This window comes from Paenibacillus sp. GP183, assembly GCF_900104695.1.
Lineage (GTDB): Bacteria > Bacillota > Bacilli > Paenibacillales > NBRC-103111 > Paenibacillus_AI.
This window is the reverse complement of the sequence record NZ_FNSW01000001.1, coordinates 829,608-845,600: the sequence shown is the minus strand read 5'-3', so window position 1 is coordinate 845,600 and position 15,993 is coordinate 829,608. Positions and strand designations below refer to the sequence as shown.

At 45.0% G+C, this 15,993-nt stretch carries 14 protein-coding genes and 1 pseudogene; all 15 read left to right on the top strand.

What is annotated here, in order from left to right; translation table 11 throughout:
- The first annotated feature begins 1 nt into the window (after position 1).
- The 15 genes and pseudogenes from pucL to BLV33_RS04130 all read left to right on the top strand — a co-directional run bounded on the left by pucL (position 2) and on the right by BLV33_RS04130 (position 15,976).
- The gene (gene pucL / locus BLV33_RS29840) at positions 2 to 961 is read left to right on the top strand and encodes a factor-independent urate hydroxylase (protein ID WP_253186967.1); all 960 of its coding nucleotides are present in this window, start codon (positions 2 to 4) and stop codon (positions 959 to 961) included.
- Between the two features lie 13 nt (positions 962 to 974).
- Entirely contained in the window at positions 975 to 1,325 is a 351-nt protein-coding gene (gene uraH / locus BLV33_RS04195) for a hydroxyisourate hydrolase (RefSeq protein ID WP_090788562.1), read from the top strand.
- 66 nt (positions 1,326 to 1,391) lie between these two features.
- Positions 1,392 to 2,789 carry an allantoinase gene (locus BLV33_RS04190; protein WP_090788560.1) on the top strand — a complete coding sequence of 466 codons (1,398 nt, stop codon included), beginning with the start codon at positions 1,392 to 1,394 and terminating at the stop codon, positions 2,787 to 2,789.
- Positions 2,790 to 2,804: 15 nt separating this feature from the next.
- Positions 2,805 to 4,100 carry an allantoate deiminase gene (gene allC, locus BLV33_RS04185; protein ID WP_090788558.1) on the top strand — a complete coding sequence of 432 codons (1,296 nt, stop codon included), beginning with the start codon at positions 2,805 to 2,807 and terminating at the stop codon, positions 4,098 to 4,100.
- Positions 4,087 to 5,322: a pyridoxal-phosphate-dependent aminotransferase family protein gene (locus BLV33_RS04180; RefSeq protein ID WP_090788556.1), complete on the top strand. Its 1,236-nt coding sequence runs from the start codon at positions 4,087 to 4,089 to the stop codon at positions 5,320 to 5,322. The genes allC and BLV33_RS04180 overlap by 14 nt, the downstream gene beginning before the upstream one ends.
- 321 nt (positions 5,323 to 5,643) lie before the next feature.
- Positions 5,644 to 5,892 carry a hypothetical protein gene (locus BLV33_RS28690; RefSeq protein ID WP_139305686.1) on the top strand — a complete coding sequence of 83 codons (249 nt, stop codon included), beginning with the start codon at positions 5,644 to 5,646 and terminating at the stop codon, positions 5,890 to 5,892.
- Between the two features lie 136 nt (positions 5,893 to 6,028).
- Positions 6,029 to 7,288, top strand: coding sequence for an MFS transporter (locus BLV33_RS04170; protein WP_090788552.1), 1,260 nt, complete (start codon positions 6,029 to 6,031; stop codon positions 7,286 to 7,288).
- Positions 7,289 to 7,380: 92 nt separating this feature from the next.
- Positions 7,381 to 7,785 (top strand): RidA family protein, encoded by a 405-nt coding sequence (locus BLV33_RS04165; RefSeq protein ID WP_090788550.1) that lies wholly within the window; start codon positions 7,381 to 7,383, stop codon positions 7,783 to 7,785.
- Between the two features lie 183 nt (positions 7,786 to 7,968).
- Complete coding sequence (locus BLV33_RS04160; protein ID WP_090788548.1) at positions 7,969 to 8,667, top strand: metal-dependent hydrolase; 699 nt, start codon at positions 7,969 to 7,971, stop codon at positions 8,665 to 8,667.
- Positions 8,668 to 8,819: 152 nt separating this feature from the next.
- Positions 8,820 to 9,986, top strand: coding sequence for an oxalate decarboxylase family bicupin (locus BLV33_RS04155; protein ID WP_090788546.1), 1,167 nt, complete (start codon positions 8,820 to 8,822; stop codon positions 9,984 to 9,986).
- A gap of 630 nt (positions 9,987 to 10,616) precedes the next feature.
- Positions 10,617 to 11,556 (top strand): annotated as a pseudogene (glsA, locus tag BLV33_RS04150) (glutaminase A).
- A gap of 129 nt (positions 11,557 to 11,685) precedes the next feature.
- Complete coding sequence (locus BLV33_RS04145; RefSeq protein ID WP_090788544.1) at positions 11,686 to 12,132, top strand: RrF2 family transcriptional regulator; 447 nt, start codon at positions 11,686 to 11,688, stop codon at positions 12,130 to 12,132.
- Positions 12,133 to 12,346: 214 nt separating this feature from the next.
- A complete protein-coding gene (locus tag BLV33_RS04140) occupies positions 12,347 to 12,997 on the top strand; it encodes a nitroreductase family protein (protein ID WP_090788542.1) in 651 nt (216 codons plus the stop codon).
- Positions 12,998 to 13,150: 153 nt separating this feature from the next.
- Positions 13,151 to 13,933: an alpha/beta fold hydrolase gene (locus BLV33_RS04135; RefSeq protein WP_090788540.1), complete on the top strand. Its 783-nt coding sequence runs from the start codon at positions 13,151 to 13,153 to the stop codon at positions 13,931 to 13,933.
- Between the two features lie 255 nt (positions 13,934 to 14,188).
- Positions 14,189 to 15,976, top strand: coding sequence for a right-handed parallel beta-helix repeat-containing protein (locus tag BLV33_RS04130; protein ID WP_090788539.1), 1,788 nt, complete (start codon positions 14,189 to 14,191; stop codon positions 15,974 to 15,976).
- Positions 15,977 to 15,993 lie beyond the last annotated feature (17 nt).

The window sequence follows — 15,993 nt, the reverse complement described above, 5'->3', positions numbered from 1 at the left end:
TATGTTAGATAAATTAAAGGAACGTACCCTATATTATGGCAAAGCTGATGTATTCGTTTATCGCACCTTTGCCAAGCCTTTAACAGGCATTGAGCCGATACATGAGTCAAGCTTTACAGGCAATGATAATGTCATTTTTGCTTTAAATGTTAAATTCACTGTTTATGGCCAGGTATTTTTGACTTCATTCACTGAAGGTGACAATACCTTTGTTGTGGCAACGGATTCGATGAAAAACTTTATCCTTCGTCAGGCCGCAGAGTTTGAAGGTAATACCATCGAAGGCTTTTTAGCCTTTGTCAGTGAACGGTTTTTAGAAAAATATCCTCACGTCACTTCTATTGCAATTACTGGTGACCGTTTGCCTTTCGTTCCGGTAGAAGTTCCTGCACAGACACAGGGAAGCTTCTCGGAAAGCGGACTCGTTTATCGCAGATCACATAATGATTACAGCTCTGCAAGTCTGGAGATTTCACGGTCGGAAGACGCTTCAGGTGTGGTGATTAACTCTCTTATGAGCAGTCTGATGGACTTGCAGCTGATCAAAGTGAACGGCAGCTCCTTCTACGGCTTCATCCGTGATGAATATACAACACTGCCGGAAACTTTTGATCGGCCGCTTTATATTTTCTTGAATATTTATTGGGAGTATGCGCATATTTCCTATGGCCTTTCGGGAGATAACGCGTATTACGTGCCTTCGGAGCAAGTTCGCGACATTGCCCAAACGATCTTTCACGAGAATAAAACACCCTCCATTCAAAATTTGATTTATCAAATTGGTCTGAAGGTATTGTCTCGTTTTCAGCAGTTGTCCGAGGTTCGTTTTGAATCCAATAACCGTACATGGGATACCATTGTTGAGACCATTTCTACTTCAGAAGGAAAGGTCTTTACAGAGCCTCGGCCGCCCTTTGGCTTTCAAGGGTTTTCCGTCACACGTGAAGATTTGAAGGAATAGGGGAGGATAAGCTATGGCTGGACGATTAACCACCCACGTGCTGGATTTGTCTCGCGGCATACCTGCACGAGGCATGCAAATTGAACTGTGGCGGATATTGCAGGGAGAAGCAGCAGCGATTCTATACAGCTTTGAAACGAATGAAGACGGCAGGACGGAGGCCCCTTTGCTGGAAAAAGACACGATGCTTAGCGGCAGCTACGAGCTTGTTTTTGAGGTCGGGCGTTACTTTCGTTCGCAAGGAATCGAAAGTCTATTTCTGGAACAGGTTCCCGTGCGGTTCCAAATCCTTGATCCGCAATCGCATTATCATGTTCCTTTGCTGGTCGCGCCTGGAGGCTATAGCACTTATAGGGGAAGCTAAACCAAAACTTTAAGATGATGCTTACGAAGTCAGTTTTGCTAAAGCAAAACTCTGAGGAGGGTTACAATGGCAACACCATTCGATCTGGTGATCAAGCGAGGCAATGTCGTGCTGCGGGATGAGATTCGCCAGTTGGACATAGGCATACGATCCGGGAAAATTGCCGCTCTTGCAGAATCTATAAATGCGTTAGACGCTTCGACCATTGATGCGGCAGGCCAGTATGTCCTTCCAGGCATGATCGATGTTCATGTGCATTTTAACGAGCCTGGCTTAGCGGATTGGGAAGGCTTTGAGAGCGGTTCGGCCGCCTTGGCTGCGGGAGGCTGCACCACTTTTGCAGATATGCCGTTAAATGGAGTTCCGCCGACCATTAACGCCGATGCCTGGCGACAAAAGCATGAAGCGGCGAAGGACAAATCCGCTGTTGATTATGTCTTTTGGGGTGGCCTTCAGACTGGAAATATCGCTGAGCTTGAAGAATTGGCCGCCTGTGGAGTTATTGGCTTCAAAGCGTTTATGTCCTCCCCTGGCGGTGAAGGCGAGGATATCTTTCGCGAAGCCGATGATATAACGCTTTATGTGGGGATGAAGAAAATCGCCGAGCTTGGCGGGATTTTAGCCCTGCATGCGGAAAGCGAACCGCTGGTATCCAAGCTGGCCGCTGGTAAAATAGCAGAAGGCCGTTTATCTGCCAAGGATTACGCTGATTCGAGACCGATCATTGCTGAGCTTGAGGCGGTGAATCGAGCTTTATTTTATGCCAAAGAGACGGGCTGCGCCTTGCATTTTGTTCATATCAGCAGTCCGCAGGCCGTGGAAGTCATTGACCTTGCCAAGAAGTCCGGCATGAATGTAACCTTGGAAACCTGTCCGCATTATTTAACTTTGACAGTAGAGGATATGCAGCGGCTTGGTCCCGTTGCTAAATGCGCGCCGCCGCTGCGCGATTTGGAGGAGCAGAACCGATTATGGACACTCCTCCGCGAAGGTCGAATTGATATGATTACATCTGATCATTCTCCCTGCCCGTCTCGTTTAAAAAATGAAAATGACGGCAACTTTTTCGCAGCTTGGGGTGGGATATCAGGCGCTCAAAGCAGTATGGAGCTAATGATTCACGAGGGCTTCTTTCGCAGAGGCATTCCTTTGACGCAAATTTCCCGCATGTTGTCCTATGAACCGGCCAAGCGATTTGGTTTGCTTCCGAGTAAAGGAGAAATAACGCTTCAAGCTGATGCAGATTTAGTCGTAATGGATTTAGACAAAGGGTATGTTTTGCGGCAGGAGGATATATTATATCGGCATCCGCATAGTCCTTATTTGGGCAGGTCATTTGATTGCCGAGTAATCACAACTCTATGTCGAGGAATCGTAGTTTACGAAGCAGGTCGGGGAATCCTTCAAACGGGATTAGGCCAATGGCTGAGTCCGCAGCAGGAAGCATCTGTTAACGCTGATTAGAAGGAGGCTGAGCGGGTGGACAACACAGAAGCAGCGAATAAAACAAACGATAATAATCTAAAGCGTGATCTGGCTGCTGAAGCAGAAAAGCTAATTGAATGGCTGGCTGTTTTTGGCAGCGATAGCCATGACGGCGTGACCCGATTGCTCTATACCCAAGAATGGCTGGCTGGTCAGCAAGCAGTTGCGGCTAAAATGAGGGAATACGGTTTAAATGTATATGACGATCGCGTAGGTAATGTATTCGGACGATTAGATGGTATACTTCCTGACAGTAAAACAATAATTACAGGATCGCATCTGGATACCGTCAACAATGGCGGAAAATATGACGGTGCCTATGGTATTATAGCTGGAATGATAGCTTTAAACTACTTACTTCAAACCTATGGATCACCCAAACGCAGTCTTGAAGTTGTGGCCCTTTGTGAAGAAGAAGGAAGCCGGTTCCCGTTAACTTTTTGGGGCTCTGGAAATATAACGGGTCATCATAACTTTGAGCAAATAAAGGGAATGAAAGATACAGATGGAATTCTATTTATGGAAGCTATGAAAGAGTCCGGCTATGGTGATCCTTCCCTAAAACCGACTCACAGAAATGATATTGCTGCATTTATCGAGTTGCATATTGAGCAGGGTATTGTGCTTGAGCGTCGAGGGTACAGGCTCGGAATCGTGGATGCCATCGTCGGGCAAAAGCGGTTCAATTTTACAATCACAGGTGAAACTGGACATGCAGGCACAACGCCTATGACTCTTCGTAAAGATGCTATGGCCGGTGCTGCTGAGATGATTTTACAGCTGGAGAAAACAGCTTTGCGCGTGGGCAAACCACTCGTCGCTACCGTCGGCCGTATCACTGCTGAACCTAACGCTTCAAATGTAATCCCCGGAAAAGTCACATTTTCCGTCGATGTGCGGCACACCGCGGAAAACGATCTAAATCAATTTTGCATAGGAATGATCAGCCGTTTTCAGGAAATTGCCGCAGCTCGGGAGCTTCATCTAGATTGTCATCAATGGATGGACGAAAAGCCTGTGCAATTAAACGATCATTTGACCGGGAAGCTGGAACAAATCTGTCGGAATCATGATATTTCACACCATCGGATGGTGAGCGGCGCGGGGCACGATTCGCAAATTTTTCAGCCGCATTGTCCAACCGTGATGCTTTTTGTGCCAAGTCTTCGCGGTATCAGCCATTCCCCTCTGGAATTTTCCTCACCGGAAAGTATGGCAGATGGAATTTTAGTATTAATAGATTTACTTTATCATTTAGGCTATGAGGAGAATTTGGATGAAAACCTATAGAGATTTATCTCCATCGCCGCGAATCATTATGACTCCAGGACCCGTTGAAGTTGATCCTCGAGTGCTTCGAGCTATGTCATATCCCATCCTGGGCCAGTTTGATCCGGAATTCACGCAATTGATGAATGAATCCATGGAGATGCTGAGGCATGTCTTTCAAACAGAGAATCAGTGGGCCTATCCTATTGATGGAACATCCCGCTCCGGAATTGAAGCCGTATTAACGAGCTTAATCGAGCCAGGCGAAAAAGTGCTCATACCCATTTATGGGAGATTTGGCTTCCTGCTGCAAGAAATAGCTGAACGCTGCGATGCCGAAGTCATCACCCTTGAAAAAGAATGGGGATCCGTTTTTGACCCTCAAGAAATTATTCGCGCTATTCGTCTTATAAAGCCGGCCATTGTAGCTATTGTCCACGGAGAAACCTCAACAGGTCGAGTACAGCCCCTAGAAGCAATTGGCAAGGCTTGCCGTGAGCTGGATGTATTGCTGGTTGTTGATGCTGTAGCAACGATTGGGGGCATTCCAGTCAAGACCGATGATTGGATGCTGGATGCTGTCATTGGCGGGACACAAAAATGCTTATCCGTGCCTTCAGGTATGGCGCCTATAACCTATAATCATCGTGTGGAAAAAAAACTGCTGCACAGGAAAAAGGTTGAACGCGGACTGCTTACCGTAAATGATAGCCATTTGCCAGAGAAACCTAACCGGATTCAAAGCAATTATTTAGACCTAAGCCAGCTGCAGGATTATTGGAGTCCAGCCCGCCTGAATCACCATACCGAGATGACCTCCATGATTTATGCATTAAGAGAAGGGCTGCGGCTTGTTTTGGAAGAAGGGCTGGAAGCCAGATATGATCGCCACAAGCTGCATGAAAGGGCATTAATCGCCGGACTTGAAGCGATGAGGCTGACATTGTATGGTGATCCCGGCTGTAAGCTCACTGTCGTAACATGCATTAATATTCCTGAAGGGATTGATGGGGAATCGATACGCTCCATGCTGCTCGAGCAGTTTGGAATTGAAATTGCCAGTTCATTTGGCCCATTGAAAGGTAAAATATGGCGAATCGGGACGATGGGCTACAGCTGTAATAAGAGAAATGTACTCATTACTCTCTGCGCACTCGAAGCGGTTTTGATTCGGCATGGGTTCCCGGCCTGCCAAGGTCAAGGCATACAAGCGGCTTTGGATGTATACGTAGGTGATGAATAAAAAGATAAAGATCATTTAAGTCGCTCTCATGAGCGGCTTTTTTATTGCAATTAACTTAATTACCGAATTGTGGTAATATAAATAATAAATTGTAACTCCAACCATTGTCAGGATGTGATTGTACTGAAGATCTCCTATCTTATTGTTCTTGTATTTTTTATTTATATGGTATTTAAGAGTTACAGATCAATAAAAGCTAAACAACAAGTAAGAAGCATTGAACTGATCGGTGCTAGTAATTACAAAAACATATTTATGATAATAATTTGCCTATTTATTTTTCCTCTTATCATCACGTTAGATAGTATAGGAAAGTATTTTTTGTTTTTATTGTTAATCATTATTATGTTTATAAACGAACGGGTTTACCTCGGTGACAATGGAATAAAGATTCATGATGAGTTCATTCCTAAAGAGAATATCTTGAGTTACTCTTTTGTTGAAGGAAGAATTGATCAATTTGAACTGTTTATCAAAGGTAAAGCCAAATTAATTAAAATTACAATAAATAAGCGAACAACACAAAGACCGATAGAAGTTGTTCTAGACGAATGGAATAAAGCAAATTAAGGAAAGAATTAGAACATATTTTTTTAACGTTTACTAACGAAACTTGCAGCTTGGTTGTTTCGTATTATTAAAAGCTGCCTCAACCTGTTTCCAGAATAAATCAAAACTTAGCATGAAAAAAAAGGAGTGTTGAAGCTTGGCTATTCATCAAAACGCCGTTAAAGCCCCTAGTCTTTTCGGCAACCGTTTCCTTCAGACTGTACTGTTGTCCAACATTTTACTGCAAATTGGCATCTGGGTGAGGAATTTTTCCATTCTGCTCTTTATCGCGGACAAAACAAATAACAATCCATATGCCATATCCTTGATCAGCCTCGCCGAATTCGCGCCGATCTTCGTGTTCTCGTTTATAGGCGGAACTTTCGCCGATCGCTGGCGGCCGAAGCGAACTATGATCTGGTGCGACTTATTGTCAGCAGTTTCGGTATTCGTCGTGCTGCTGATGATTCAATTCGGATCCTGGCAGTCTGTCTTTCTAGTCACTTTCATCTCAGCGATTCTATCACAGTTCTCACAGCCTTCGAGTATGCGGTTGTTCAAGCAGCATGTTCCGGAAGATCAGCTGCAACAGGGGATGGCGTTGTTCCAGTCATTGATGGCTATCTTCATGGTGCTTGGACCGATGCTGGGTACGTTCGCATATAGCACTTTCGGCCTGAAGACGTCAATTGCCGTTATGGGGGTTGTGTTCCTGCTGTCCGCGCTCACATTGCTGCGACTGCCCAAGGACAAGGACGAGCAGAAGCCGCCAATGATAAAAGGCCAATTCCGTAAGGAGTTCAATGAAGGCTTCCATTACGTCTGGCAAAGTCCAGTACTTCGGATGCTGGGAGCCGTATTCATTTTGGCAGGTCTCGCCGTTGGCCTCGCCCAAGCACTCAGCCTGTTCATCGTAACGGAGCGACTCGGACAGTCTAAGGAATTTCTGCAGTACATTCTCATGGTTAATGGTGCTGCTATGTTGATAGGAGGCGGCATCATCGCCGTTTTTGCGAAGAGAGTCGCACCGCAATTATTGCTGGCCATCGGAATGCTGGTAGGAGCCATATGCACGGTCATCGTCGGTTACTCGACGAGTGTGCCTCTCACACTGGTTGTACAGTTTGTGAACGGACTCGTGTTCCCGTGCATCCATATAGGAATCAGTACGATGATCTTGAAATGGTCGCACGAATCTATTGTCGGTCGGGTCAATGGTGTACTGACTCCGATGTTCATAGGAATGATGGTTATCTCCATGTCATTGGCCGGCATGTTGAAGAACGCTTACCCGCTAGTATCAATCTATACAGGCGCAGGCATACTGTTCATTCTCGGAGCATTTGCATTGATCCCGATCATGAGCCAGAATGCGCCAGAGACGTCGCAGGACTCCCAGCCGGTCACAGCTGACTGACATGGGCACGCCTTAGCGACAAACGTCTTTATTCTAAAGCAGGTACTTTTCCAATATGCCAGACATAAGAATGAAAGGAGTGTGTGTAACCAATGGCTGCAGATAAACTTGTTACATTTATAAACCCGGATACCATGCCAAAGCCTAACGGCTATACGAACGTCGTGGAAGTACGGAGCGGAAGAACGATTTATATTGCCGGACAGGTTGCATTGAACCGGGAAGGACAGGTAGTGGGGATCGGGGATTTGGCGGCGCAAACGAAACAAGTTTTCGAAAATATTAAGTCCGCGCTGGAAGCGACGGATGCTGCCTTTGACGAAGTGGTAAAGTTGACGTATTTCATCACCGATATCTCCCAATTCCAAGTCGTGAGGGACATCCGCGATACATACATCAATACGTCAAAACCGCCTGCCGGTACGGTCGTTGAAGTGAGCGGACTGTTCAGAGAACAATTTTTGATCGAGATCGAGGCGATCGCCGTCTCAAAATAACGGAGTAACAATAACCAGCCGATTCTATCGTATAGAGCGGCTGGTTTTTACTTTTACCAAGAGCGGTGAATTCATTCCATAGATGGAGTACCGCTGGATTAGACTAATTGTGATAGATATCGGATAATATAGGAGAGGAAGTCAACCGGCTTCCCGAAAATTCAAAATATAAGGAGATATATGATGATTATCACATTTTTAGGACATAGCTGTGTGCAATTGCAGACGGAGCATCATACGCTTATTATCGATCCTTTTATAACCGGTAATCCTGCAGCCAAGGTGTCCGCTAGCGATTTGAAAGTCGATGCCGTTCTGCTTACTCACGGACACGGAGATCATGTCGGAGACGCTGCAGACATAGCCAAACGCAATGACGCACTGCTGGTCGCCCCCAATGAATTGGCTGTATATATGGGATGGCAGGGCTGCAAAGTGCATCCGATGCATATTGGCGGTGCACATACCTTTGAATTCGGCAAAGTCAAGCTCACCCAAGCGTTTCACGGATCTGGCTACGAAATCCCGGACAAGAAAGTAATTGTCTACATGGGTATGCCGGCAGGGATGCTTCTCTATGTGGACGGATTAACGATCTACCATTCCGGAGATACATCGTTATTTGGGGATATGAAGATCATCGGGGAACTAAACGATATCGATTTGGCTTTCTTGCCAATTGGCGACAACTTTACGATGGGGCCGGAAGATGCGGTGCTGGCCGCAAAGTGGTTAGGCGCCAAAAAAGTTGTGCCTGTTCATTACAATACGTTTCCGTTAATCGCTCAAGACGGACATGCCTTTGCCAAAGCGCTGGCTGAACACCAAATTGAGGGCATTGTGATGGAATCAGGCGACAGCCTTAAACTGGACGGAAGATGAAGTCATATAGATAAACATAGAAAATGGAGGTATCCGTCTTGTTGATGGGTATCTCCATTATTCATTCATATGAACGGAACCTATCTCATAAATTACTTGAATGAGGAAACAGAAATCTCCTTGATATAATCCAAATGAGGGGAGTATGAATCATGGAAAATCGACCCAGGACTAAAGCCGCGGACGGTAATGTACCACAGCCCATAAGGAATGATGGCGCCGGAGCGCCGGATTTTGGTCCTCGGGACGTCATGCGGGATATGGAGAACCCCGACATGCTGGTCCCACCGGATACTGATGCCGGCTTGACCCCTAATTTGAAATTTTCATTCTCAGATAGTTATATGCAATTAAGTCACGGGGGATGGTCCCGGGAGGTCACCGTAAGGGAGCTGCCGATAGCGACCACGCTTGCTGGTGTTAATATGCGCTTAACACCGGGTGGTGTGCGTGAACTTCACTGGCATCAGCAAGCGGAATGGGCTTATATGCTGTACGGGCGGGCACACATAACCTTGTTAGACCAGGAGGGTCGAATTTTCAATGAAGACATCGGACCTGGTGATCTCTGGTACTTTCCCGCAGGACTTCCACATTCCATTCAGGGGCTGGAGGAAGGATGCGAATTTCTGCTTGTCTTCGATGACGGTAATTTTTCGGAGCATAATACCTTTTCCTTCTCCGATTGGTTTGTGCATACTCCAAAAGATGTGCTGTCCGCTAATTTTGGCGTACCCGAGGGTGCCTTTTCCAACATCAGTTCAGAAAAGCTCCATATTTTCCAGGGTAATATTCCCGGTTCGCTGGTAAATCAGAGAGATCAGCCCAATTACGGGACAGCTCCACAAAGCTTCAAGCATCAGCTGCTCGCGCAAGAACCAATTAAATCTCCTGGTGGAAGTGTTCGTATTGTGGACTCTTCCAACTTTCCTATTTCTAAAACTATTGCTGCTTCCTTAGTTGAGATTGAACCTGGTGCAATGAGAGAGCTTCATTGGCATCCCAATAATGACGAGTGGCAATATTACCTTACCGGACAGGGACGCATGACGGTTTTTGCAGGGAAAGGTGCAACTCGCACCTTTGATTATAGAGCCGGTGATGTCGGATATGTACCCTTTGCATTTGGGCACTATATTCAGAATACCGGCAACCAAACGCTGTGGTTTTTGGAGATGTTCAAGAGCGGCCAAAATGTCGATATATCGTTAAACCAATGGATGGCGCTTACCCCTTTTGAGCTGGTAGAGAATAACTTGCATATAGGACCGGAAATGATAAAAGCGCTTCGCAAAGAGAAATGGCCCGTAGTCAAATAATAAAATGGAAAGCAAACTGTTATTCTTGCTAGAAATTAGCCAGCCCCGCGACTATTAAGGTCGCAGGGCTGTATATTAAAGGGGGTCTACTTATAAGAATAACCCTCCATTATGAAATTATCATGAGAAACGTGTTAAGATAATATTAACAAGCTTAGAACCTACGAAACTATGGTTGCGAAAATGCCGTCCAAAAAAAAAGCCAGCCAGAACAGACTGGCTGACCATAATATTCGACTAGCCAGATATCAGTCAGATTGAAACAGCAGAATAATTTGTATTAGGGCCATTAATTTCAATGACTCTATTAAATTATGAATCCGGAGGCAAGAATAATAACTAACAGAATAAAGATAACCAAGACAAAAGCGAAATGACGACCAAATCCACCAACTGCGCTCATTCGTATTCACTCCTTTCAATCAATATACTATATTATATTTTTGTATTTACGAAAATGTTTGGGTACATGCTATTACAAACGGCCTAATTTAAGAATAAAGATAGAAATCTAGATTTCAACCTAGGTTGTACACTTCATCATATGTTTGACTTGCTCGGAATTGTAAATTAGAGTGGGATTAAGTAATTGAGCCTATTCACCCAATCGAGGAAGGAAAATGGGATGTGATACCCACGGATGAACTTAATCGTTTAAAAGTAATTCTACCCGAAAAGCTTGAATTAAGCCGAACACTTAATGTTCATGGGAAGGTTGCAGCTTACATTCCTGAGCTTTCCAAATCTCCGAAAGATGGACTGGGAATTTTTATCTTGGATGCTAGCGGTGAATCGGTCTCAGAAGGAGAACATCATCTGATTTTCACGATGCAAAGTATCTCAAAAGTATTCACCTTGATTCTGGCGCTTATTGATCATGGTGAGGAAGCCGTGTTTTCCAAGGTAGGGATGGAGCCTTCTGGAGATGATTTTAATTCCATGCTCAAGCTAGAGCTTGTGGAGCCCGGAATTCCCTTTAACCCATTGATCAATGCAGGGGCGATTGTCATTTCTTCTTTGATCAAGGGGAGTAGTCCCATCGAGAAATCAGCCCGTATTCTTCGATTTATTCGTGAACTGGCCCATAACGACACACTTTCCTATAATTTTGATGTGTACCGATCTGAATTCGATACGGCTCATCGCAACCGGTCACTGGCTTATTTTCTTAAGGATAACTGTGCTGAAGGACGATGTAGAGGAAGTACTTGATGTTTATTTCCATCATTGTGCGGTGGAAGTAACTTGCGCCGATCTGGCTCGAATGGCTCTGGTACTGGCATGCAACGGTATCGATCCCATATCGGGAAAATCATTAATCCCCCATCGTTTTGTTCAGATTGCCAAGACTTTTATGGTTACTTGCGGCATGTATAATGCTTCAGGTGCATTCGCAATTGGCGTCGGTCTTCCAGCCAAAAGCGGCGTCTCAGGAGGCATTCTGACGATGGTGCCGGGCCGTTATGGGATAAGTGTTATCGGTCCGGCTTTAAACAATAAGGGCAACAGTGTTGCAGGGGTTCATCTCTTGGAGACACTCTCACAACAATTTGAATGGAGTTTATTTTAAGGAAGTTAAAGTTGCACCAGCCTTAATCGGGGTTCTTGCAGAACGTTTTTTCCACTTGCTCCATCCTACAGTTTCGCGATACAATTAAAGAAAACACGGATAAGTCAGGTCACGAAAGGGGAGGATAAAATGGAGGCGGAAAAATGCACAGGCAATTATCATCCGAAATGGTTCGGACTGGCGGTGCAGGCTCTTATCTATTTATCCAAAGAAAATGTCCAGACGTGCCCGAGCGTCGTCATAGCCGATTATTTGCAATCAGAGTCGACCCTTATTCGGCGGGTGCTTGCCGTCCTCGCCCGTGAAGGATTTCTGGAAACGCGAGAAGGCCGTGATGGCGGATACCGGCTGAAGAAGGCTCCGGAGTCGATTACGTTGGCGGATGTTTACGATGCATTTCATGTCGGAAGTCCTCTTTGTATTGGAATCAAGGAAACAACGGGAACGCACCCGTTCGGCGTTGAGATGAAAGCGACCTTCTCAAAAATTACGGATGAGATGGAGCAGAGCATGCGTCAAGTGTTAAGCCGCTACACGCTCGCCGATTTGGCGGAGAGGCTGCAAGCCAAGGTATGATGTAATGGTTAGTAAATAAAGTATATTGACAAAGTAGATTTACGATATTATACTGTGTAAAAGAAGGCACAGTTATTACCTTTTTTTTGATTAATACTGTGTTAATAATTGCACAGAATATGGAAAACTCTGATGAATTGCTCAATCGGATTCCGTATTCGATTAACTGTGAAAAAAATAGCACAGAATCTAAGTACAGGAGGAAGATAATAAGATGACCCTTTCACAAGCGCCCCAACAGTTGGAGCCACAAAACTTTTTCGACGTCATTAGGGAACGCCATTCTGTCCGCAGCTACGACACTTCGGTGATTATCCCGCGCGAAGAATTGACCGAGATGCTCGAACTGGCTGCATTGGCCCCTTCGTCCGCCAACATGCAGTCGTGGCGGTTTCTCATCATCGACTCACCGGAGTTGAAACAGAAGTTGCTTCCTATCGCTTTCAATCAGCAGCAGATCATTGAAGCATCTGCTGTCATCACCGTTCTTGGTGACTTGGAAAGCAACAAAAAGGCAGCGGAGATATACGGGCAAGCGGTCAAAGCGGGGTTAATGCCAGAGGAGACGGCGAATATGTTCGTCGAGCGAATCCAAACCCGGTCTTCGGAAGATTCCCGACGGGCCGCATTTATCGATTGCGGATTGATTTCAATGCAGCTGATGCTGATTGCCCGTGCTAAAGGCTTCGATACAGTCCCGATGGGCGGATACGACAAGGCAGCATTCATGGAAGCTTTCGGTGTTTCAGATCGGTACGTTCCGATTATGCTGATTGCCATTGGCAAGGCCGCTAAGCCTGGACATACGACTACAAGACTGCCAATAGAAAACGTGATGTTCTTTAACGAAATGCCTCAAGTGTAATAAAAAACAATTTACCTTCGAGTAGCAGCCCGAACGCAGGTGCTTCTCGAAGGTATTTTTCGTTTAAAGGAATCTCCGATGGGCTTTCACCCATATTTGCCTGGCTGAGTATCTTATAGCTGATGACACTTTATTTAAACGGGGGGAATCGGAGTGGGATACTTTGTTAATGTAGAATCAGGTGTTAATTTATATGTGGAAGATATAAACCCCGGGGGCAGCAAGACGATTTTATTTTTACATGGTTGGCCGTTAAACCATAATCAATTTGAATATCAGTTTAACGTACTTCCCTCTATGGGATACCGCTGTATTGGGATTGACTGGAGAGGCTTCGGTAAATCGGATAAACCCATGAACGGCTACAATTATAACCGCTTGGCAGATGATATTCGCGCCGTAGTCGGTGCACTTCAATTAAACAATTTTACATTAGCTGGTCACTCTACGGGCGGAGCGATAGCGATTCGTTATATGTCCCGATATAATGGTTACGGAGTATCCAAGCTTATCCTTATTGACGCTGCAGCTCCCACGGGTTTTACAGCAGAAACTGCCAGTACATTTCTTGCTGAAGCCCTTAATGACCGACCTAAGATGATCCGAAGAGTAACAGAAACCTTTTTCTTTCAGTATATTAGCGACCCATTTTCAAACTGGTTTTACCAAATGGGATTGCAAGCAGCAGGTTGGTCAACCGCGGCAATTATCGTTACATTAAGAGATGAAAAGTTGGATGCTGATCTGCCAAAAATAAGGGTCCCCACTTTAATCACTCACGGCATACATGACAAAGTGATTCCTTTTGCACAAGCTCAGGTATTAAATCAACAAATAAATAACTCAAAACTTGTACCGTTTCAATACAGCGGTCACGGTCCATTCTGGGAAGAACGCGACAAGTTTAACCAGTTATTGGCACAATTTATTGGTTGAACAGCTTTGCATAGGGACCTCCACGGAAAGGCACGACTATCATGACTTCGGCAATTAATGTCGAGGTTTTTTTGCGCATCCAATGCTTGGAGGTTTAAATTGTGTTTATAAATCGCATCAGGGAACAGGTATAGAGAATAGGCCTGAATGAGAAAGTATTGGCTGTAGGTCCGCTATTTGCTATGATTCAAGTAGAGCGGAGGTTGAATCACTCTATCGTCAATCAAATTTTACATCGGAGAGAAGGTTTCAATAATGCCGAATAACGATTTCAATTCTGGTCACGCAAATAAGGTTATCCGTGTCACAGATTATGGAGCCATAACCGATTCAGGGCAAGATGCTGTCATCGCGGTGAGGAAAGCCATAGAGGCGGTTAAGGCCATCGACGGCCCTGTCGTGCTGGAGTTTCCCAGAGGACGCTATGACTTTTTTCCCCAACATGCAGCAAAAATACCCTATTATATTTCGAACACCACTTCAGAGGAAGAAAACTCTGATATAACGAAAACGATTGGTCTGCTCTTCAAAGGAATTCGTTATTTAACGGTGGAAGGGCATGGTTCTCTGTTTATGTTTCACGGGAAAATGACCATGATTGTGTTGGATGAATGCCACCATATAATCCTGAATAATTTTAGTACGGATTTCGAACGTCCTACGATGTCGGAAATAACGGTTGAAGAGATGGGGAGCCACTATCTTGATGTTCGAACACATGACGATTCGTGGTATTCGCTTGAGGAGGGGAAGTTGTCCTGGATTGGCGAAGGCTGGTATTATACAGATGGACCCGCACAGGAATATGACCCGCTGAAGAACACAACTTGGCGTGTTCCTAATCTGGTGACGACTGCAATTAATATAGAGCAGCTTGAACCTAGTAAACTTCGGCTCCACTTTGATCATGTGCCGGATACGAAAGTTGGAAACGTGTTTCAAATGCGCGATGGCATTAGGGATCAGGTTGGTATATTTATCCATCAAAGTACGAGCATCACGGGGACTTCTTTGCGTTTCCATTATATGCACGGTATAGGTATTGTCGGGCAATTCAGCGAAAATCTTATGTTTGACAGCATACTCTTGGCACCGAGACCGGAAACCGGACGCACCTGTGCGGCTTTTGCTGATTTTATGCACTTTTCGAGTGTCAAAGGGTTTGTTCGCATTCTGAACAGCCATTTTGAGGGAGCCCATGATGATGCTGTCAATGTTCATGGAACGCATTTACAAATCGTGGATCAGCCGGCTCCCCGGCAAATTGTCGTGCGCTATATGCATGGACAAACGTATGGTTTTAATGGATTTTTCCCAGGCGATACGATTGATTTTGTGCGTGGTAATTCGCTTACGGTTTACGATTCCCATACGGTGAAGCATTCAGAGCAGATTAACATGCGAGACATATTGCTGACACTGGAACGAGATTTGCCTGAAGGGTTTGAAGCAGGAGATGCGGTCGAGAATGCATCCTGGACGCCTGAAGTTGAAATCCGCAATAATCGATTTTTACGAATCCCTACACGTGGTATTTTGGTAATGACAAGGAAGAAAGTTGTCATTGAAGACAATCATTTCGAAGGGATGGGCATGAGCGGGATTTTGATAGGCGACGATGCAAAAAGCTGGTATGAATCAGGCATGGTCAACAATGTTACGATTCGCCATAATCGTTTTATCCATTGCGGCACTCCCGTTATCCACATTGCTCCGGAAAATGAAGTGATTGCTTTGGACAACCCGGTTCATAGAAATATTCGTATAGTAGACAACAAGTTTGATTTAAAAGATAATCCTGTTTTACATGCTAAAAGTACGCAGGGACTCCAAGTTCTAAATAATGATGTTGTCGGATCAGCGTTCGCTGGGAATTCAGATGCAGCGCGTTTTGTAATTGAATTGGTTGCCTGTAGTGAAGTGGTTATCCAGGGAAATAATTTTACTGAGTCAGAGTTACATAAAAATGTCCAAATAAGATTTATGGAGACAGAATCGGTTTTGGTTTCGCCGGAACAAGACTTGAATATTCATCACGAATGAACTAGGAGAAGTTAACT

Bases quoted from the DNA above. Each gene is read 5' to 3' on its own strand.
- BLV33_RS04160 (WP_090788548.1), top strand. From the start codon at position 7,969: ATGATTATCACATTTTTAGGACATAGCTGTGTGCAATTGCAGACGGAG.
- BLV33_RS04145 (WP_090788544.1), top strand. From the start codon at position 11,686: ATGGAGGCGGAAAAATGCACAGGCAATTATCATCCGAAATGGTTCGGA.
- pucL (WP_253186967.1), top strand. From the start codon at position 2: ATGTTAGATAAATTAAAGGAACGTACCCTATATTATGGCAAAGCTGAT.
- BLV33_RS04190 (WP_090788560.1), top strand. From the start codon at position 1,392: ATGGCAACACCATTCGATCTGGTGATCAAGCGAGGCAATGTCGTGCTG.
- BLV33_RS04155 (WP_090788546.1), top strand. From the start codon at position 8,820: ATGGAAAATCGACCCAGGACTAAAGCCGCGGACGGTAATGTACCACAG.
- BLV33_RS04165 (WP_090788550.1), top strand. From the start codon at position 7,381: ATGGCTGCAGATAAACTTGTTACATTTATAAACCCGGATACCATGCCA.
- BLV33_RS04140 (WP_090788542.1), top strand. From the start codon at position 12,347: ATGACCCTTTCACAAGCGCCCCAACAGTTGGAGCCACAAAACTTTTTC.
- BLV33_RS04130 (WP_090788539.1), top strand. From the start codon at position 14,189: ATGCCGAATAACGATTTCAATTCTGGTCACGCAAATAAGGTTATCCGT.
- BLV33_RS04180 (WP_090788556.1), top strand. From the start codon at position 4,087: ATGAAAACCTATAGAGATTTATCTCCATCGCCGCGAATCATTATGACT.
- uraH (WP_090788562.1), top strand. From the start codon at position 975: ATGGCTGGACGATTAACCACCCACGTGCTGGATTTGTCTCGCGGCATA.